This is a genomic window from Desulfosediminicola ganghwensis, from assembly GCF_005116675.2.
Classification (GTDB): domain Bacteria; phylum Desulfobacterota; class Desulfobulbia; order Desulfobulbales; family Desulfocapsaceae; genus Desulfopila; species Desulfopila ganghwensis.
In genome coordinates, this window is the sequence record NZ_CP050699.1 from 4,046,496 (window position 1) to 4,065,838 (window position 19,343).

The 19,343-nt window shown below is 50.1% G+C and carries 16 protein-coding genes; 15 read left to right on the top strand and 1 reads right to left on the bottom strand.

The genetic code is table 11. From position 1 onward, the window contains the following. Positions 1-17: 17 nt before the first annotated feature. Positions 18-473 carry a MarR family winged helix-turn-helix transcriptional regulator gene (locus FCL45_RS17305; protein ID WP_136799059.1) on the top strand — a complete coding sequence of 152 codons (456 nt, stop codon included), beginning with the start codon at positions 18-20 and terminating at the stop codon, positions 471-473. A 62-nt stretch (positions 474-535) separates the two neighbouring features. Here FCL45_RS17305 and FCL45_RS17310 read toward each other — a convergent pair whose 3' ends face one another. Continuing rightward, complete coding sequence (locus FCL45_RS17310) at positions 536-1,603, bottom strand: uroporphyrinogen decarboxylase/cobalamine-independent methonine synthase family protein (protein ID WP_136799058.1); 1,068 nt, start codon at positions 1,601-1,603, stop codon at positions 536-538. 465 nt (positions 1,604-2,068) lie between these two features. On the opposite strand from FCL45_RS17310, the gene FCL45_RS17315 reads away from it, so the two are divergent. The 14 genes from FCL45_RS17315 to FCL45_RS17380 all read left to right on the top strand — a co-directional run bounded on the left by FCL45_RS17315 (position 2,069) and on the right by FCL45_RS17380 (position 19,284). Next, entirely contained in the window at positions 2,069-2,251 is a 183-nt protein-coding gene (locus FCL45_RS17315) for a hypothetical protein (RefSeq protein WP_136799057.1), read from the top strand. A gap of 269 nt (positions 2,252-2,520) precedes the next feature. Continuing rightward, positions 2,521-4,407 carry a bifunctional homocysteine S-methyltransferase/methylenetetrahydrofolate reductase gene (locus FCL45_RS17320; protein ID WP_136799056.1) on the top strand — a complete coding sequence of 629 codons (1,887 nt, stop codon included), beginning with the start codon at positions 2,521-2,523 and terminating at the stop codon, positions 4,405-4,407. A 773-nt stretch (positions 4,408-5,180) separates the two neighbouring features. Further along, on the top strand, positions 5,181-6,503 hold the full coding sequence (locus tag FCL45_RS17325; RefSeq protein WP_136799055.1) for a (Fe-S)-binding protein: 1,323 nt from the start codon (positions 5,181-5,183) through the stop codon (positions 6,501-6,503). A 71-nt stretch (positions 6,504-6,574) separates the two neighbouring features. Further along, the gene (locus tag FCL45_RS17330) at positions 6,575-7,447 is read left to right on the top strand and encodes a methylenetetrahydrofolate reductase (RefSeq protein ID WP_136799054.1); all 873 of its coding nucleotides are present in this window, start codon (positions 6,575-6,577) and stop codon (positions 7,445-7,447) included. Between the two features lie 78 nt (positions 7,448-7,525). Next, entirely contained in the window at positions 7,526-10,567 is a 3,042-nt protein-coding gene (locus FCL45_RS17335; RefSeq protein ID WP_136799053.1) for an FAD-dependent oxidoreductase, read from the top strand. Further along, on the top strand, positions 10,567-11,007 hold the full coding sequence (locus FCL45_RS17340; RefSeq protein WP_136799052.1) for a hydrogenase iron-sulfur subunit: 441 nt from the start codon (positions 10,567-10,569) through the stop codon (positions 11,005-11,007). Before FCL45_RS17335 ends, FCL45_RS17340 begins: the two co-directional genes overlap by 1 nt. Before the next feature lie 34 nt (positions 11,008-11,041). Beyond that, positions 11,042-11,710, top strand: a complete 669-nt coding sequence (locus FCL45_RS17345; protein WP_136799051.1) for a methylenetetrahydrofolate reductase C-terminal domain-containing protein — start codon at positions 11,042-11,044, stop codon at positions 11,708-11,710. After that, a complete protein-coding gene (locus FCL45_RS17350; protein ID WP_136799050.1) occupies positions 11,707-12,630 on the top strand; it encodes a methylenetetrahydrofolate reductase in 924 nt (307 codons plus the stop codon). The genes FCL45_RS17345 and FCL45_RS17350 overlap by 4 nt, the downstream gene beginning before the upstream one ends. A gap of 50 nt (positions 12,631-12,680) precedes the next feature. Then, positions 12,681-13,064, top strand: coding sequence for a response regulator (locus FCL45_RS17355; RefSeq protein ID WP_136799049.1), 384 nt, complete (start codon positions 12,681-12,683; stop codon positions 13,062-13,064). 216 nt (positions 13,065-13,280) lie between these two features. Continuing rightward, entirely contained in the window at positions 13,281-13,820 is a 540-nt protein-coding gene (locus tag FCL45_RS17360) for a hypothetical protein (RefSeq protein ID WP_136799048.1), read from the top strand. A gap of 32 nt (positions 13,821-13,852) precedes the next feature. Then, positions 13,853-14,383: an ACT domain-containing protein gene (locus tag FCL45_RS17365; RefSeq protein ID WP_136799047.1), complete on the top strand. Its 531-nt coding sequence runs from the start codon at positions 13,853-13,855 to the stop codon at positions 14,381-14,383. 37 nt (positions 14,384-14,420) lie between these two features. After that, positions 14,421-15,941, top strand: a complete 1,521-nt coding sequence (locus tag FCL45_RS17370; RefSeq protein ID WP_136799046.1) for a PAS domain-containing sensor histidine kinase — start codon at positions 14,421-14,423, stop codon at positions 15,939-15,941. 662 nt (positions 15,942-16,603) lie between these two features. Then, positions 16,604-18,349 (top strand): 4Fe-4S dicluster domain-containing protein, encoded by a 1,746-nt coding sequence (locus FCL45_RS17375; RefSeq protein WP_136799045.1) that lies wholly within the window; start codon positions 16,604-16,606, stop codon positions 18,347-18,349. Beyond that, entirely contained in the window at positions 18,346-19,284 is a 939-nt protein-coding gene (locus tag FCL45_RS17380; RefSeq protein WP_136799044.1) for a CoB--CoM heterodisulfide reductase iron-sulfur subunit B family protein, read from the top strand. The genes FCL45_RS17375 and FCL45_RS17380 overlap by 4 nt, the downstream gene beginning before the upstream one ends. Positions 19,285-19,343 lie beyond the last annotated feature (59 nt).

A 19,343-nucleotide genomic window follows, 5' to 3' on the forward strand; every position in this document is an offset into this window, starting at 1 on the left:
CGGGGATAGTTGCAGCCATGGAACATCAGCTCTTTTTCAAGCTCAACCTCTCCCAACGGGTGTTAATAAAGTGGGTAGACCGGGAAATGACCGATCTGGTCGGTGCCACCACCACCCAGATCGCCGCCATCCTCTACCTGATGGAAAACGACGGCTGTCAGCCGGTAGATTTGAGCCGGGAACTGTTGCAGAACAAATCCGCCATCACCACCCTCGCAGAACGTATGGAGAAAAAGGGCTTGATTTACCGGGCTCCATCAGCGAAGGATGGACGCGCCTCAATCCTTCATCTCACTGAAAAAGGTAGAGAAATCGGAATAAAGGCCATACCCTATATTTCTGAATACAACCGGGAATTGATGAAAGGATTCAGCGAAGTGGAGGTGGCTGTTATAGACCGTTTTTTCGAATCGATCATGCGACGCTTCGAGACTGTGCCTGATAATTACTTCAAAAGGTTGAGCGAGGAATAAAAGAGCTGGGTGAGGAGCAGAAGCTACAGCCCTACTCCTCGCTCCTTAATCCTCACATTATATCAACCAAGCTCCGCCCGGATTGCCTCAGACACTTCACGGGTCAGCCTGAGCACCTTGGTCGCCTGCTCCAGGCTGATGGTTCCGGTTCCGCAACTTGGGGTGATAAAGGTTTGCTCGTAAACAGTCTGCCTGGAGATACCAAGCTCTTCAAGTTGTGCCGCCTGCTCAAACCACTGTTTCACCAGTTCCTCGGTATTGGCTGCCTCCACAAACTCGGCATTGGTCGGCACTATTCCGGAAGCGAGCATACCGCCCCTGGCAAAGAAATCCCTGAGCTGATCAGGATAGAGCACCAGGCGGTCGAAGTAGCCATAGGCATCATAACTCAGCACATCCACCCCGGCCTCAAAGAGCAGTGACCACTCGGTATTGCCGCAGACATGTACCCCGTTCAGCCCCCCCTCTGCCTTCACCGCATCGAAGACCTCAGAAAGACAGCCAATAACGTCTTCCTTGGTAATGGTGATAAAAGCGGAAGTACCAAAACCAGACAGACCAGGTTCATCGAAGAAAACAATAGCAGGAGTCTTGATTTCCGCCATCTTGCGTGCCTGGTACTGGGCTTTCAGAGCCAGCATTTTCACAGCCGCGTCACGGAGTTGATCATTATAGAAGATCGCCCTGCCCGCCTGGTCCACGGTACCGGTACAGAAAGTGATCGGGCCGGTAATCTGCCCCTTCAAACCAACAAGTTCCTCCTTTTTACTACCGGCGAGTTCAATGAATTCAAAAAAGCCCCTGGCAATATCAGGAGTAAGAGCAAATCTTGAATCCCCGAGCGGCATGGCCCCTTCGGTGACCATCAGATAATCTTCAAAAAAGGCCAGGAACTCAGCATCAAAATTTTCGCTTTCGCCGTTAATAAAGATTTTGCCGTCACATTCATCTACGCCGGGAAAACCGGGAAGGAACTGGGGCACCATGCCCTCCTTCTTGTATATCGGCAACTGAGGCCAGATTGGCATCTCAGGAGTATATTGAAAAATAAGCTCTGCAGCCTCTTTATGATCCGCAAGCGGGAGACTGCCAATGAGCAGAGGAAGACAACATGGTTTAAAATCAGACATCTTTACAACCCTTTTGTAAGCGTTCATTCAATGATGCATCAGAAGAATACTAATAACTGTAATTCCGCTCGCACCTCTGTCACTTCGTATTTCATGTCACACGGTCCGCCCGCTGTTTTTTGATCTCAAGTTTGTATAAAATGAGTACGGAGGATCTGCTCGATAGAGCCCTGTGACAGGCACCTTCAACCAACTTCAGCTCTAAACAGCACGAATGAAAACGATATTTTTCTTAACCCACCCCTTTATTCGGCTCCATGCAGTTGCTATGATTACTGCAAGGCGATTTTTCAGGCGTTAAGTAATATTTTTTTCACTTCGTCTTTCCCGGCCGGCAGGCCCTGGGCGAAATAGCCTTCCGAAAACTTCCGCTGATGGGACTGAGGATCTTCTCGGAACACGTATCAATACCAGAGCAGCAATGAAACTTCAACATTATGATGTCCTCAAATCAAGGAGAATACAATGAAAATTGAAATCGATAATAGAGTTGTGGAGATCACTCCTGAGTCAGAAACAGAAACCGAACAGCTCGATGCACTCTGGAAAGTCATCATCGACTGTGTTGGCAGCAATAAGCGGTTATTGCCCATCGGCGAATATATTCCCGGGAAATCAGATCTGGCCAGATTTTCAATAGAAGGCTGAGAGCAATCACCTCCGGCACAAACAGATGCCGGAGGTGATTACAAGGCCGGCCCCTACAATCTTGTTACTTCAACAAGATAGCGAACACCCTTGTCAATCTCAGTATTACAACCTTGATTTTTGACCTCAACAAGACAATATTGTTTAGGTTTTAATAACTCACAATTCTCTGCCGCGCGTTCCTCACTGTGTCTGGTCACACCCCAGCTGTCTGCTCCTGCTCGCAGTAATTAGTCCGGCTTTCCCCCAATTCCTTGATTAGAATCAGCATGAAGCCCAATTTTCTTGAATATATACAGGACCGGGTCATCCTCGGCGACGGCGCACTTGGTGCCTACCTTTACCAGTGCGGAGTAAGCCGGGACAAGAACATAGACCTGCTCAACTTGCAGTCTCCCGAGACGGTACATAACGCCCATGAAGAGTACATTCGAGCCGGCAGCCAACTCATAGAGACAAACACCTTCGGCGCCAGTCGCTATCAACTCGAACCAATGGGTTTTGGCGATTCGCAACGGGAAATCAACCGGGCCGGCGCTGAAATTGCGGTAAAGGCCGCTGGCGGCAAAGTCTTTGTCGCAGGTTCCGTCGGCCCATCTGGGATCCGCTTTCCGCTTATCGATGAAGAGACAACCATAGATGAGATCAGGGATTCTTTTCGGGAACAGTTCCTGGGTCTTGCCGAAGGCGGAGTCGACGCATTCATTATCGAAACCTTCAGCAGTCTCGACGAAATGCTGCTTGCTCTTGAAGTGGCAAAAGAAACTGTTACGGATATGCCCATCATTGCCCAGATGGTCTTCCCGACCGGTGGCACCACCACCCACGGGGAGGACGCCCTCCATTGCGGTGAAGCGATGCTTCGTGCCGGAGCCGATGTTATCGGCACCAACTGCGGCCGTGGCGTCGATACCGCCGCTACCGCGATCAGAAAAATGGCCCAGGCAGGCGGTGGCAAGGCTATTCTCTCCGCTTTCCCGAATGCCGGTATGCCGGAGATGATAGGACACAGAACCATTTATCCGGCCCAGCCGGACTACATGGCCAAAAAAGCGGCCGAGATGATACGCGGCGGCGTCCATCTTATCGGCGGTTGCTGCGGCACAACACCTGCTCATATCCAGCAATTCAAATCGGTCCTCAAAATTAAACCTGTCCGCCCAACGGCACACTCTGCGGTAGCGCAGGCCGCTACTGAACCTGACAGTGAAAGAACTGCCGGGCCAGGCAAATTTCTGGCTGGCCTTACCGGTGATCGCCTGCCAATAATTGTGGAACTTGACCCGCCCACCCATCTAGACATCGAACATGTGCTGACAGGGGCTGAAAAACTTGCCGAGGCAGGTACCGATGCCATATCCCTTGCCGAGAACCCCCTGGCGATACTGCGAACCGGCAACCTTGGTCTCGCCTCGCTTATTCAGAAACAGGCAAAAATCTCAACCATTCTTCATCAGACCGGGCGGGACCTCAATGCGCTTGCTCTTCAGGCCCGGATGATGGAAGCACACCTGCTCGACATCCCTGCGGTTCTCGGGGTAACCGGCGACTCAGCCACAGGCACCGACCAGCCTGGCGTAAGCGGCGTTTTTGATCTACGCTCCCACGGCATTATCTCCATGCTGAACGGTCTCAACAATGGTGCCAACATGGCAGGGAAATCACTTAAAAAAAATACTGATTTTTCCATCGGTGCAGCCTTTAGCTTCAGGCCGCAAAACCCCGATTTCCAGATTCGCCGCCTGGAAAAGAAAGTTGAACTCGGGGCCCGCTTTGTTATGACGCAACCGCTATTTTCGGCTGAAGCGATATCGCAGATGGTGGAGAAGACTTCCCACATTAATGCCATGATCTTCCCTGGGATATTTCCACTCATCTCCCTTCGCAATGCGGAATTTCTACATAACGAAGTTCCAGGAATCCATGTCCCGTCAAAAGTGCGTGAGCAACTTGCCAGGTACGACCAGGTTGCCGACCAGCGCAAGGTCGCACTTGAGTTTACTGCCCAACTGATTGACCAGGTCGCCACCATGATAGATGGCATTTACCTGATCAGCCCTCTCAACAAGTGGGATATCGTCCTCAATTACGTAAAACAGATCCGGAACGCTCAATACCAGGGCAGTGGTCGCATTAAAGATTTCACCCGCGCCTAGCCCTTTTGTGGTGCCACAGAACCACTCCTGGCACCACATTTTCGACCAATTGTGCAAACGTTGCTGCCACGAAAATTCATTCAGATTTATTTAGTAATTTCATAACTCTTACTGATATACAGCTCTATTTATCAATTATTTTTCTGGTGCAAAATTCCAACACAATCCTAATTACCCGAAACTACTGAATTGCAGCTCACCCGCGCGTTGACGATCGGTCGCTCGGCTCCGTTTTCTCAAGCCCCTGTAGTAAGTTACAGCCTAATCTAAACAATTGACTTTTAAAAATCCTCTCAGTAAATTCGGTTCTGCCTCATTGGTTATGGCAGGAAACAGGCCAACTTAGATATGAGATAATTGTCCCCCCATGTTTGGGCCGACAACTGTCTCCAACACTGATGACACTTAACGGACACCAGCGGTATGGTATGTAACCAACTATCATATTTCCCGTTCTCTTCCGCTCGCATTTGCAAGCGTTACCGAACCGCTATGCTCCGTATCCCTGAACTGGCTTATCCCAGATCACACTCCCCCTGAAAAGATCCCGCCTTCCAGCGCCCGTGAGAGTATCACAGACGCTTATCAAGCATGCTTAAACGATTCGCGCATGCAGAGTATTCAGTAAAACCCAGAAATATAAAACGGAGGTCAACTAACAACATAATGGTGATATCAGCCATAGCAGCCTGAAAAATGATGTTTTTTGTTCTGACTGACAATCGAATTTACCTGCTCCATAACGCGGGCAGGGCAGAAAGAGGATTGAGTTTATGGCAGAAAGCAGTATCAAAATCAAAGGCAAGAAAGAGAGCTTCTTCATCGACCAGGTAAAGGAGATCCTGCCGACAGGCGGGAACCTCAATCTATGTCTCACCTGTGGCGCTTGCGCCTCAGGGTGCCCGGCTACGGGACTTTCAGACATGGATCCGCGCAAATTCCTGCGCATGTGTGCCATGGGCATGGATGAAGAGGCAACCAAATCACCATGGGTCTGGATGTGCACTATGTGCCAGAGATGTATCTACGTCTGCCCCATGCAAATCGACATTCCTCAACTGGTTTTCAACGCCCGCGCCAGCTGGCCGCGTGATGAACGCCCCAAGGGTATTCGCGACTCCTGCGACATGGCCCTGAGGAACCCCTCCAACAGCGCCATGGGAACCGCTCCCGACGACTTCATCTTCGTGGTCGAAGACGTTCTGGCCGAATATCAGGAATCACAGCCCGAGTTTAAGGATATGGCAGCGCCCATTGATAAACCCGGCGCCCATTTTTTCCTGAATCAGAACTCCCGTGAACCGGTAACCGAACCGGATGAACTGGTACCGCTCTGGAAGATCCTGCACCTGGCAGGAGTAGACTGGACGTACGGTTCCAAAGGTTGGGCGGCAGAAAATTACTGCCTGTTCCTGGCCGACAATGAATGCTGGGAGCATGTTACCCGGGTCTCGGCCAACCAGGCCAACGAGTTGGGGACAAAAGTCTTTCTCAATACGGAATGAGGACACATCACATTCTCAGTCCGGGCCGGACTGAAAAAATTCGGTGTTGAGCATAACTTTGAAGTTGCATCCATCTATCAATATTACGCCAAGTGGATCCGTGAGGGTCGACTCAAGGTGAACTCCGACTGGAACCGCGATCGCAAGATCAAGTTCACCATCCAGGATCCATGTCAGATCGTCAGAAAGGGCTATGGTGACGCTGTGGCCGATGACCTCCGTTTTGTAATAAAATCAGTGGTCGGTGAAGAAAATGTCATCGAGATGACACCAAACAAATCCAACAACTACTGCTGCGGCGGTGGCGGTGGCTTCCTGCAGTCTGGATACCCTGAAGAACGCAGGGCCTACGGCAAGAAGAAGTTCGACCAGATTATCGAAACCGGAGCCGATTACTGCATCACCGGCTGCCATAACTGTCACGCTCAGGTCCATGACATCGGCCATCATTTCGGCGGAACATACAGCACTGTCCATCTCTGGACACTCATCTGCCTCTCGCTGGGAATTTTAGGTCCCAATGAGCGGGAATATTTAGGAGAAGATTTAAAAGACGTAGACGTTTTTCACCCCGAAACAGCTCTTTTTTAGTGGCCATACGATGTTTTCACCAATGTCCTGGAGCTGATCACAACTTACAGGAATGAAGGGAGCAGAAACGTATGAGTTTTCAAAAGCGATTAGCAGCGAACGAGTTTGTTGTTCTGGCCGAGATGCACACACCCAAGGGGGTGAATATCTCAAGGCTGGTGAATGACGCCCGCAGAATGAAAGGGAAGATCGACGGAGTTGTCATCCCGGACATGGACAACGGTATTATGCGAATGAGCAGCATCGCCGGCGGCGTGCTGATGCAGCAGCAGGGTATCGAGTCAATTCTGCATGTGTATTGCCGTGACCGCAACAGAATGGCCCTGCAGGGTGACATTCTCGCGGCCCATGTACTTGGTATCCAGAACCTTATTGTTGCCCATAGCGAGGATATTGAAAATGGAGACCATCCTGAAGCTGTCGTGGTCAATGACCTCAACGAAGTTGAGTTGCTGAAAGGCATTGCTCAACTACAGCGTGGAAAGGACATGGAAGGTTTCGAACTTGACGGCGTTCCCACATTCACCACCGGTTGCACTATCGAACCTTTTGCCGATGAAGCGCAAATGGTACAGCAACTCAAACTGGCCAAAGACAAAGTGGCAGCAGGTGCCTCATTTGTCATCACCCCGGCGGTGTTTGATATAACGCACTTCAGTGGCTTTTACTCCAAGGTTCGCGAACTGGGCGTTCCTGTTATTCCGACCGTATTTCTCATCAAGTCACTGGCTATAGCCCAGTACATAGCCACCACGGAACCCAGCTCCCAAATCTCCAATGAGCTCATCAACCGTATCCGTAAATCCCCCAACCGCGACCAGGAGGGGGTCAAGATTGCAGGTGAGACCATTGCAGCATTACGTGAAATGACCCAAGGCGTGCTGGTGCAGACGCTCGGCTGGGAACACAAGCTGCCTGAGATCCTGGACGCGGCAGGAATGTAATTAGAGGCGGCATATTGCAGAAGGATTGACCGATTATTTCGTTTAACCCTGCGTAACCTGTGCAAATGAAGGGTAGAAATGCAGAACACAAATAAACTTCAAAGCAGCAACAAGGTACTTGTTATCGGTGGAGGCATGGGTGGTATTCGTACTGCTCTTGATCTTGCCGAGGCGGAGAAGGATGTTGTGCTGGTGGATAAGGCCCCCGCTATTGGCGGCCTTATGACCCAGCTGGACAGAACCTTCCCCACCAATAACTGTGATCTCTGTACACTGGCTCCCAATCTCTCTGAGAGCAGCAGGCAGGATCATATCGATCTACTGGCACTCACCAGCGTCACCGACGTTCAAGGCGAAAAAGGCAACTTCACCGTCAGCCTTACCACTGCCCCACGATACGTCAATCTTGATAAATGTACAGCCTGTGGTGAATGCCATAAGGCTTTTCCGGAGTGCGTAACCTTCACTCCCGGTCTCGATCACCGCGCGCCTACCTGCATGCGGTACCCGCAAGCCACTCCACAGGCATTCGCCATCGATCTGACTAAATGCGACGATGTGGAAGCACTTATGAAGGTGTGCCCGGCCGGCGCTATCAACCCGGACGATATCGGTCGCAATCAGGAATTGAAATGCGGAGCTATCGTTTTCAGCCCCGGCGCATCTCTTTTTGATCCGAGCCACCTCGACTATCTGGCCTATGCAACACAACCAGACGTGGTAACCAGCCTGGAGTACGAGCGTATTCTTTCTGCATCCGGTCCTACCCAGGGCAAGCTGGTTCGTCCCTCCAATGGTGAGCCACCAAAGAAAGTCGCCTGGATTCAATGTATCGGCTCACGCGGTCTGCAAAAAGGTGCCGGTGAGCATTGCTCCAGTGCCTGTTGTATGTTCGCCATGAAAGAAGCCATGGTTACCAGGGAGCGTTTCGGTGACGATATTGAAGCGACCATATTCTATATGGATATGCGTACTTTCGGTAAAGACTACGAGTTGCTTTATACCCGCGCCAAAGATGAGTTCGGCGTTCGTTTCGTACATAGCCGGCCACATAGTATCCTCCAGCCTGAAGGCGAGGAGAAACTCCTGCTCTCCTACACCAACGACGGGTCAACCGAGCAGCATGACGAAGCATTCGACATGGTGGTTCTCTCCACCGGCTTCAAGGTTGGTGACGACGTCAAGGTGCTGGCCGAAAAGATGGGTATCGAACTGCGCAGCGACGGCTTTCCTAAAACCGAGTCGTTCAACCCGCAGGCAACCTCGGTTCCCGGTATCTATGTTTGTGGTGCCTACCAGGCGCCGAAAGATATCCCCGAGACCATGATCCAGGCAAGTGCCGCTGCCTGTATGGCCTCTCGCGATGTCGAGTCCGTCAAGAAAACCAAACATGCCTCAGAACTGTTCCCAGCCGAGCGCGAAGTTGCAAATGAAGCACCCAAAGTTGGTGTCTTTGTCTGTGAATGCGGTGAGAATATAGGTAATACCGTCAATGTTGAACAACTTGTCGAGAGCGCCGGCAAGATCTCCAATGTTGCCGTGGCCCAGGCTGTCGGGCATGGCTGCAGCAGGGAATCGATGGCAACCATCAAGGCTACCATCGAGGAGCAGGGATTAAACCGCGTTGTTATAGGCGGCTGCTCCCCACGCACCCACCAGGAGAAATTCCAGGATCTGCTCCGTTCCACAGGTCTCAACAAGTATCTGCTTGAAATCGCCAATATACGTGAGCAGGCAACCTGGGTCCATCCAGGTGATCCCGCAAGAGCGACCGCCAAGGCCGAAGATCTTATCAAGATGGCTGTGGGCGGCGTATTAAAGGCACAACCTCTTGCCGACCAGACCCTGCCGATGAACAAAGACGCCCTCGTGGTAGGCGGCGGTGTGGCGGGTATGACCGCTGCTATCGAATTGGCTGATCAGGGTTCCAAGGTATATCTGGCAGAGAAGTTTGATCAGCTTGGCGGTATAACCAGTATGCTCAGCAAGACCCTCGAGGGTGCCGACGTTAAAGCATTCCTGGCAGAATTGATAGAAAAGGTTAATAGTCACGAAAACATCGAGGTTATTACCCGTGCTCTTATCGTCGACCATACCGGTATGCCCGGCATGTTCAAGACCGGCATGCAGGTAGGCAAGCAGTTATTCTATCGCCAGATCTCCCATGGCGTGACAATCCTTGCCACCGGTGCCAAACCAAACCGCCCGGATCAGTACCTGCTCGACAGGTCTGACAAGGTAGGTACCCAGATCGAGATTCAGAACATTCTCGACGAAACTCCTGAGTTGGTGAAAAGCTGGGACAACGTCGTGATGATCCAATGCGTTGGCTCCCGCAACGAGGATAATCCAAATTGTTCACGCATCTGTTGCCAGAATGCGATCAAAAATGCTCTGCGGATAACTGATATCAACCCGGAGGCCAGAATTTTCGTACTCTACCGCGACATGCGCACCTACGGTTTCCAGGAAGAGTACTATCGCAAGGCCAGAGAAAAAGGTGTCATCTTCGTCCGCTACGACCTCGACAACCTGCCACAGGTAGCCGAGGCCGACGGCCTGATCGACGTAACCTTCACCGACCCGCTTCTGGGCAGAGAGATTACCGTAAGCGCCGACCAGCTCTGTCTCTCCACCGGCCTGATCGCCGATCAGGACACCAACGAGGAGATTGCGATGATCTTCAAATTGCCGCGGACCCACGACGGCTATTTCCTTGAAGATCATATCAAGTTGCGACCGGTTGACCTCCCTGAACCCGGCTTTTTTATCGCCGGTACCGCCCACTCACCGAAGTCCATTCGCGAGAGTGTCTCCCAGGCCAGAGCTGCTGCTTCCAGAGCGCTCACCATGCTGACCAAGGATACCATCAACCTTGGCGCACGGGTGGCACGGGTTGACGGCGATAAATGTGCAGCTTGCCTGGTTTGTGTACGCGCCTGTCCTTTTGACGTGCCGTTCATTAACGCAGACGGCTATTCCGAGATTGATCCGGCCAAGTGCCAGGGTTGTGGTGCCTGTGCTTCAGAATGTCCTGCCAAGGCCATACAGCTTATGGAATTCGAGGATGACCGCATACTCGCCAAACTCCAGGAACTCTTTCTGAAGGTGAACGCATAATGGAAACTTTTGAACCGGTAATTGTGGCTTTCTGTTGCCACTACTGTGCCTATACAGCGGCGGATATGGCAGGTAGCCAGCGTATTGCCTATCCCTCCAATGTCAAAATCATTCGGGTACCCTGCTCCTGCAAAGTAGACGCCCTGCACCTGGTAAAGGCCTTTGAAAAAGGCGCCGACGGGGTCTATGTGGCCGGTTGCCTGAAAGGAGATTGTCATTTCAAGAAAGGGAACGACCAGGCTGCAAACAGGGTCAAATACGTTCAGAAATATCTTGATGAATTGGGTATCGACCCTGAACGTCTGGCCATGTACCGTATGTCGGCCGGCATGGGAAACCAGTTTGCGGAAACCGCAAAAGAGATGACGGAAAAAATTCGCGAGCTCGGCCCGAGCCCGATCAATGTCGCCACCGCCCAGCTTAAAGGGCAGGCGGCGTGATGGCAGGTAAAACCAAGAAGGAGAGTGAATTACAATGATCACCGCTGAACGTAAACCTCTAGAAGAACTGATTGAGTACATCTCACCTTACCAGAAGATTCTTCTTGTCGGCTGCAACGAGTGCGTCACCGTCTGTGCCGCCGGTGGACGCAAAGAAGTCGGCTTACTCGCCTCGGGTCTGCAGATGTCCATGTTGCAGAAAGGCAAGAATATTGAAATACGGGAACACACCCTGGAGCGCCAGTGCGACCCTGAATATGTGGAAGAACTGATCACCATGGCTGACGAGGCCGATGCCATCATGTCCATGGCCTGCGGTTGTGGCGTACAGACCCTGGCCGGTCGCTATAAAGACAAGCCTGTTTTCCCTGCTGTAAACACCAAGTTCATGGGTGCCTCGGAGCAGCAGGGAGTCTGGGCCGAAAGATGCCAGGGCTGCGGTAACTGCCTGCTTGGCGAGACCGGTGGCATCTGCCCCATCGCTCGCTGTGCCAAGAAATTGATGAATGGTCCTTGTGGTGGTTCAACGAAAGGCAGCTGCGAAATCGACCCCGAGGTCGATTGCGCCTGGCAGCTGATCTGGGATCGCCTCAAGGCTCTCGGTCAGACCGAAAACTTTGTAAAGATTAATCCTGCAAAAGACTGGCGTACCGGTTATGGCAGTGGACCCCGTAAGATCATCAGAGAGGACTTGGCAGAATGAAAACTGAGAGCAGATTAGAAAAAGTACTCGCAGCAGGCCATCTTGCAGTTACCGGGGAATGTGGTCCCCCACGCGGAGCGATGCCTGATAAGGTCCGGGAGAAAGCCAAATACCTGGAGGGTGTGGTCGATGCCGTCAACATCACCGATAACCAGACAGCTATGGTACGCATGTCCAGCTTTGCTGCCTCCGTCATCTGTAAACAAGAAGGGCTGAATCCCTTATTGCAGATGGTAACCCGTGACCGTAACCGTCTGGCCATGCAGGCAGATATCATTGGCGCCTACTCTCTTGGCATAGATACCATGCTCTGTCTCTCCGGCGATCATACCAAATTTGGCGATCACCCAATGGCAGCCAACGTTCATGATATCGACTCTGTCCAGCTGATCCAGATGGTCAAAGATATGCGTGACGAAGGCAAATTCCAGGGTGGAGCCGAAATCAAGGGTGCGCCCAAGATGTTCATCGGTGCCGCCGCCAACCCATTTGCCGATCCGTTTGAGCTTCGTGTAATGCGTCTCGCCAAGAAGATCAACGCCGGGGCTGACTTTATCCAGACCCAGTGCATCTTCAACATTCCCAAGTTTGAAGAGTGGATGGAAGGCGTACGCAAAATGGGTCTGCACAAGAAAGCCTACATTATGGCTGGTGTTACACCGATTAAATCTGTCGGTGCCGCACGTTTCATGAAGAACAGAGTGCCGGGGATGGACGTTCCTCAAGAGATTGTCGATCGCATGGCGTCTGTTCCTAAAGAGCAACAGCCTGAAGAAGGCGTCAAGATCTGCGTTGAGGCTATCGAGCGCATCAAAAAGATCGAGGGCGTCGCCGGGTTCCATATCATGGCTATCGAATGGGAAGAAAAAGTTGAGGAAATTTGCGAAAGAGCGGGACTTCTGCCACGCCCTCAAGTATAAATGCGTGTTAGGATGATATCAATTCAACCTTGTGCAAGGAGGAAGTACACGTGAGCGATAAGCAACTGATTTTGGTCGTAGATGACGATACAGATCTCGTGGAAATGGTCTCCATGAAACTGGAAAATGAACACTTCCGGGTAGCCAAGGCGTATGATGGCATTGAGGCTATGGACAGGATTCAGGAAGAACGTCCCGATCTCATGGTGCTCGATGTAATGATGCCCAGAAAGGATGGCTACACTCTGTGTGATGAACTTAAAACATCAGACGACTACAAGGATATCAATATTGTCCTGTTAACCGCTGTTACCGAGGCTATCGGTACCACCAACTATACCCATCTGGGGGGCAAGACTACCCTCGCTGATGATTTTATCTCCAAGCCGATTGACCTGGATAAACTCGTCGGGATAGTTCGTGACAATCTGTAGTATATAAAGTTCGCTCTACAGGTGACTTTACACAGTAGTACAACTGCTGCAGCGGTAGAGGCAAGTCCATACCCTGCAGCAGTTTTTCTGATATATTTCAAATTGCAGCACGTAATCCCGCATTTTCCATAAACATGTGACATTCGCGGGTTGTGTTCGTTTTTCGTTTTTTTGCATGAAAACCTCTAAAACCGCTCATCTCCACTATGGAGGTCCATGGATAGAGAGCTTGCAAGAACAGAGAATCGTCTCAGTGTTGGCGGAATAAAGCTCAGCCCCGAGCTTGTTCTATTCAAGTACTCACGCCGCATACACCAGCCGTGCGCCCTGCTTTCGGCACTCCGCACACTTTCCCGTCAACAGATCAACATTTTCTTTCTCAGCCAATCGCTGTACGCTGAAAAAAGTTCCGTTACAACCAACTTTTGCACACTCCCCGAATATACAGATACCACCCTCGCCGCGCTTACGGGAATGAAACCGGCAGGGAAGAATATTACGATTCATTCAACCGTCGGGGCACTGAGCATATACCCCCACAAACATAATTTTTCATTATTAGGTAAGGTTCTCTCAACATTAGTTGGAGATGGACTGCCAATTAATGGCCTCTGTACTTCCGTCTCGGCCTTGTCCATCCTGACTGATTTTAGCCAATACGACGCTGCACTATCAGCTTTAGCGAAGGTTCTCGATCTGCCGGATAATCACTCGCCATTTCGTCAGGAATTTCGCATTCGACAGATCAGCCCCTGATACTTTCTCCCTCAGCTTCATGGAGGTACGATTTGGAAACGATTGCAGTATATTGGGAACCGGTAGTACGGGTTTATGGCTATGAAATCAAGCGTAACATATCCCTGATCGAACTGGACTTGCCGTTTGACAAGCTTGAGGCCGCAGGTGAACGTGCAGACCAGTTAGCCCGCAATAATAAAGGTTTCACCATGACTCTGGTTCAGCAGGACTCTGAACGCAGATATCGTTTCTGTATTGCCACCGACAACGAAGATGCAGATACCGTTGTCAGAATATTCTGCCAGATTGCAGCTACATCCGAGGATGTGTTGGTACGCGAACCTCACAAGGTCGAATTGCTCTCCTTTCATGGCCCCCACTTTCAGGACAGGTATGGAATCGCCGAAGCAACCTTCAGCACTTTGGCTCAAAGCGATATACTGATTTATGCCGCGAGTTGTACCGGCACCAGTGTCTATCTGATAGTGGAGGAAGGCAAAGCCGAAGAAGCCCGAAATATACTTTCAGCATCATTTGTAGTTCCTGAACCCAAAGCCAGAAAAGACCTGCTGCGAAATTGAACACCCTTTAAATCTCATTTATGGAGTTGTTACTGGCATGGAACGTTTTTTGGACGAACTCGACTGGCGGATACGAATATTTGATTCGCTCTCTCATCCTACCCTGATACTGAACAGGGAAAGAGAGATTATTGCCGCCAACAAAGTTTTTTACGAACGATTTCAAACCAGTCGTGAAGAACTGGCAGGCCGATGCTGTTATGATAAAAAAAACAATCAGCTCCTCGCCTCATTTCTGCCCTGTACCACTGAACGGTGCCCCCATCAAATTGCGGTCGAAACCGGCACCACACAATCGATCCAGATAAAATCTACAGATCTTTCCGGTAACCTCAAGTGGGAAGAACGCTTCTTCTCCCCCATCCTCGATGATAACGGCGAAGTAAAATACATCATTGAATCAATCAGGGATATTAGTAAAATCAAGCATCTTGAGCGAAAATACTCAAAAATGCGGGAGTTGATCGATAAGGTTGTGCAAAGCTCAGTCAGCGCCATTGTTGCAGCAGACCGTAGTGGGGAAATCATTCTGGTCAATGAAGCAGCTGAAAAGTTATTCGGCTATTCACTCCTGGATGAAGAATCAATAAGCATTGAGGATTTCTACCCCCCCGGCGTGGCGCGGGCAATAATGGAGGACCTGCGTGATGAGTCCATCGGCGGCCGGGGTAAACTCCCTGTCACCAACGTGGCAATAGTCTCTCGATCAGGTGAATCGATCCCTGTGGAAATGACTGCGGCCATAATTTACGAGGATGGTACAGAGACAGCCACCGCAGCCATATTCAATGACCTTCGTGAAAAGCACGCTGTCGCCAGAAGGCTCAAGGAAACAGAGGTCCAACTGGCCCACTCTGAAAAACTCGCATCTATCGGACGCCTTGCTGCCGGAGTCGCCCACGAGATCAACAACCCGCTCACCTCGATTCTGCTTTACGGCAATATCATGTATAACGCGCTTGAGTCTGACCACCCGTTTTCTGAGAATCTCCGTTTTATTCTTGAGGACGCAGAGCGTTGCACCTCGATTGTCAAAAACCTGCTGGCCTACTCACGACAGACCAGCCCGTCACGAGCTATTTTTTATCTCAACAATATGGTCAATGAAAGTCTGGGCCTGATCCGGGATCAAAAACTCTTTATCAATGTCAAAATTATCAAGAATTACGATGAACGGCCAATACTTGTTAACGCAGATAAGAATCAGCTTTGTCAGGTGGTTATCAACCTCTTGCTGAACGCCTTCGACGCCATGGGAGGAAATGGCACCCTCACCCTTACAACCTATAAAACCGAAGACTTCAAAGCTTTTATTGAAATTAAGGACTCCGGTGACGGTATCAGCAGCGAGATTCGCTCGAAGATTTTTGATCCTTTCTTTACCACCAAACAACCCGGTAAGGGTACTGGTCTCGGACTCAGCATGGCATATGGCATAATGCAGGAAAACGCAGGAGAAATTTACCTCAAGGAAACGGGCGATGACGGTACGACAATTGTTCTCGAACTTCCGGAAGAACCGGTTAACGACGATTTTCCATATTGCTCTATCTGTTGATAGATATTCCTGATTATCCCTCACGCGCTGCTTCACGAAGCAAGAGGCGTGAGGAGCAAGGAGTTAGGTGGAAAGGTGTACTATATTAACCTTCAGGAAGCGTTTCCTGCAACACGACCTAATGAATCTATTCAAGAAAAAACATTTGCCCATCTGTCACGCCTCACACCTCTCTCCTCCCCTTTTCAAGCTAAAGATTAGGGGTAATAAGCGTCCCACAGGGCTCGCCAGGTGTAATTTAATGGCTGACAGAATTCCAATGATAAAAGCCTCATACAACTTTGGCAGTTAGAAGAAAGATATTTAAACAACCTATTCCCTTAGAAGCTTGATCAATCCCTATACAAATTTAGATATTTATGCAAAAAACTTTATAAGAATATGGATTTGGCAAACAATACACGTTATAAATCAAGGAGCCTCTGACAAACGTTTACCTCAATCTTTTTTATCAACTCCAATGCTGAACCATAAGCCCTTGAAACTATATCATACATCTAAAACTACCTAGCCAGCTGAAAAGACAACGGAGGGATCCAGCAGCACAACTACACAGATGTAATCAGTATTCGAAAGGAATATATAACCAATTACATAGCGTGTTTTTTGTGAAGCCTTAACAAGTTCAACCACGAACATAACAGAGGGTAGAGAGACCTATTATGAACTTCAACATACTTCTGACACTAGCAGTTCTCACCTGTCTGGTAGGTTTGGCGCTCCGACTCTACGCATGGTTTTCCCAGGGAATTCATCCGCCATCATTCTCTATTTCACCCTTTCAAAGACTAACCTGGGCCCTGCAAGCTGTTGTTGCCACTCTTTTCAGCGGCAAGGTCATCTCGCTCATCAAATCGATATTCACCGATCTGCTTTTTCAAAAGCGGATAATGCAGAAATCACTCCTTCGCTGGACCGCGCACAGCCTCATCTTTGCTGGTTTCATACTGCTTCTTTTGATGCACGCCATGGAGTCGGTAATCAGTGCCAACCTTTTTACGAATTACGTCTCTACCCTGAACCCATATCTCTTTCTCCGTAACCTCTTCGGAGTAATGGTTATTGCTGGCATTGGTATCGCGGTCTTCAGAAGAATCACGCTCAAGTCAAAGCGTCTCATAAGTTACAATAGTGACTGGGCTGCCTTGATTCTGGTTGGGGTAATTATTTTATCAGGAATGCTGCTGGAAGGTTCGCGCATATCCTCCTACACTGTTTTCCAGTCGATGATGGAGGAGTATGGTGCATTCGACGAGGCAGAAGCTGCCAATGTTGAGGCGTTCTGGGTCGCTGAGAATGGTCTTGTTTCACCGAATATCTCTGGCCAAATTCCAGCCGCGCAGATTGAGCTTGGTCGCGAGGCGAACAGCTTCAGCTGTATTGAGTGCCACGCCTCAAACAGTTCCGCTTTTGCCAGTTACAGCCTTAAGGGTATAACGCGTCCCTTTGCCATGATTCTTGGCGACAGTACAGCGGTAGGCTTGTTCTATTTTCTCCACGTACTGTTCTGTCTGACCTTCCTCGCCTGGCTGCCGTTCAGCAAGATGTTTCATATCATCTCCGCACCGGTCAGCCTTCTTTCAAGAAGCGTAGTCGGCCCGGGCGCCCAAGAATTAGAAGAGAATGAGGGGCCCGGTCTCGCCAACACACTTACCAGTCAGATGGTTGGCCTGTCTGCCTGCACCCACTGCGGATCATGCTCTACAGAATGTTCCTCTTCCATGTTTTTCGAATCATTTAAAAATGATTTCATCCTTCCTTCAGAGAAGATGCAGTTTCTCAAGCATCTGGCAGCCGGCAATCCGATTGACCCGCAAACCCGCAAGCAACTCCAGGAAGGGTTATACGTCTGCACAAGTTGTGACAGGTGCACCGAGATCTGCCCATCCGGAATCAACCTTAAAGGTATCTTCATCAATGCCCGTTACGCGCTTCTGGAAGACGGCATACCCGAAAAGACCCTGATCAGCCACTTTTCCTTTCCGCTGGCTCTTGCTCAACGATATCCAGACAGTCATCTCAAGGCGCTGAAGGCAGTTGAAGAAATATTTCGCAGAACCTTCCAAAAACTCACGGACCTTGCCCTGCCACTGTCTCTCTCACCAGCCGGAGGCATGCTGAATGACAGTTATAAAAGTTGTTACTCCTGCCAGCGATGCACCAACATCTGCCCCGTGGTCCGCAGTTACAGCAATCCTGTCGAGTCTCTTGATATGCTGCCACATCAGCTCATTTACAGCCTCGGAATCGGTAACAGTGAAGTCGCCATGGGCTCTCAAATGATCTGGAGTTGCTCGACCTGCTACCTGTGCCAGGAACATTGCCCCAACCAGGTTGAACTCACCGATATTTTTTACAACTTGAAAAACGCTGCATTGAAGAAAATTGATTCCGGAGAACGCTCATGAAATACGCTTTTTTTCAAGGCTGTAACATCCCAATACGCATACAGCAATATGCAACGGCGACAGAGGCTGTATTGAAAGTTTTTGATGTTGAGCTGCACGTGGAAAACGATTTTAACTGCTGTGGCTATCCAATGCGTAATGTCGATGAAAAATCGTATATTCTGCCTTCAGCAAGAAATCTCGCCCTGGCTGAGAAAGCCTGCCTCGACATCATGGTGCTCTGCAACTGCTGCTTCCAGAGCCTGAAAAAAGCACAGCATGTACTCGCAAATGACGAAGCTCTTGCCGCTGAACTCAATGAGGTACTGGCCAGAGAAGGTCTGGAATATACGGGCAAGACGCAGGTGCAACATTTCCTGACCATCCTCCATGACCAGATTGGTATTGATACCATCAAGTCCAAACTCCACTACCGATACACCAAACTCGATTGCGCAGTGATTCATGGCTGTCATCTTCTGCGACCACGAAAAATCACCAATTTCGATGACTCTTTTGTACCTGCGATTACCGATTCGCTCATGCAGGCTGCAGGGGCAAAGAGCATCGACTGGCAAGGGCGGCTCGAATGCTGCGGCGCGGCCCTGGCCGGCATCAATGATGAACTCGCCAACAGTTTACTCGATGAAAAAATCAAAGGAGCCCAGGCAGCAGGAGTTGATTTTATCGTGCCGATCTGCGCATACTGCTATCTTCAGTGTGATATCGCCCAGGTCAACAACCTGAAAAAACAGCCGGATAAAGCTACCGATACGCCCTTCCCCGTATTGTTGTATCCGCAACTGCTCGGTTTATGCCTGGGACTTCCACCCACCACTCTTGGCCTGCCCGATAATCAGACCATCAGCAGTGATGACATTGATTCGTTACAATCCCTGCTCGGTCCCCCGGTCGAGCCCAAGAAGAGTCGTAAAAAGGTCAAAACAACTACCTGAGCTCCATAGATTTTCTCGCTTTAACATAGATGAATTAAAAGCCATCCTTTTATCCGCCG

Bases quoted from the DNA above. Each gene is read 5' to 3' on its own strand.
- FCL45_RS17350 (WP_136799050.1), top strand. From the start codon at position 11,707: ATGAAAACTGAGAGCAGATTAGAAAAAGTACTCGCAGCAGGCCATCTT.
- FCL45_RS17315 (WP_136799057.1), top strand. From the start codon at position 2,069: ATGAAAATTGAAATCGATAATAGAGTTGTGGAGATCACTCCTGAGTCA.
- FCL45_RS17345 (WP_136799051.1), top strand. From the start codon at position 11,042: ATGATCACCGCTGAACGTAAACCTCTAGAAGAACTGATTGAGTACATC.
- FCL45_RS17370 (WP_136799046.1), top strand. From the start codon at position 14,421: ATGGAACGTTTTTTGGACGAACTCGACTGGCGGATACGAATATTTGAT.
- FCL45_RS17305 (WP_136799059.1), top strand. From the start codon at position 18: ATGGAACATCAGCTCTTTTTCAAGCTCAACCTCTCCCAACGGGTGTTA.
- FCL45_RS17360 (WP_136799048.1), top strand. From the start codon at position 13,281: ATGGATAGAGAGCTTGCAAGAACAGAGAATCGTCTCAGTGTTGGCGGA.
- FCL45_RS17330 (WP_136799054.1), top strand. From the start codon at position 6,575: ATGAGTTTTCAAAAGCGATTAGCAGCGAACGAGTTTGTTGTTCTGGCC.
- FCL45_RS17320 (WP_136799056.1), top strand. From the start codon at position 2,521: ATGAAGCCCAATTTTCTTGAATATATACAGGACCGGGTCATCCTCGGC.
- FCL45_RS17380 (WP_136799044.1), top strand. From the start codon at position 18,346: ATGAAATACGCTTTTTTTCAAGGCTGTAACATCCCAATACGCATACAG.
- FCL45_RS17340 (WP_136799052.1), top strand. From the start codon at position 10,567: ATGGAAACTTTTGAACCGGTAATTGTGGCTTTCTGTTGCCACTACTGT.
- FCL45_RS17335 (WP_136799053.1), top strand. From the start codon at position 7,526: ATGCAGAACACAAATAAACTTCAAAGCAGCAACAAGGTACTTGTTATC.
- FCL45_RS17375 (WP_136799045.1), top strand. From the start codon at position 16,604: ATGAACTTCAACATACTTCTGACACTAGCAGTTCTCACCTGTCTGGTA.
- FCL45_RS17310 (WP_136799058.1), bottom strand. From the start codon at position 1,603: ATGTCTGATTTTAAACCATGTTGTCTTCCTCTGCTCATTGGCAGTCTC.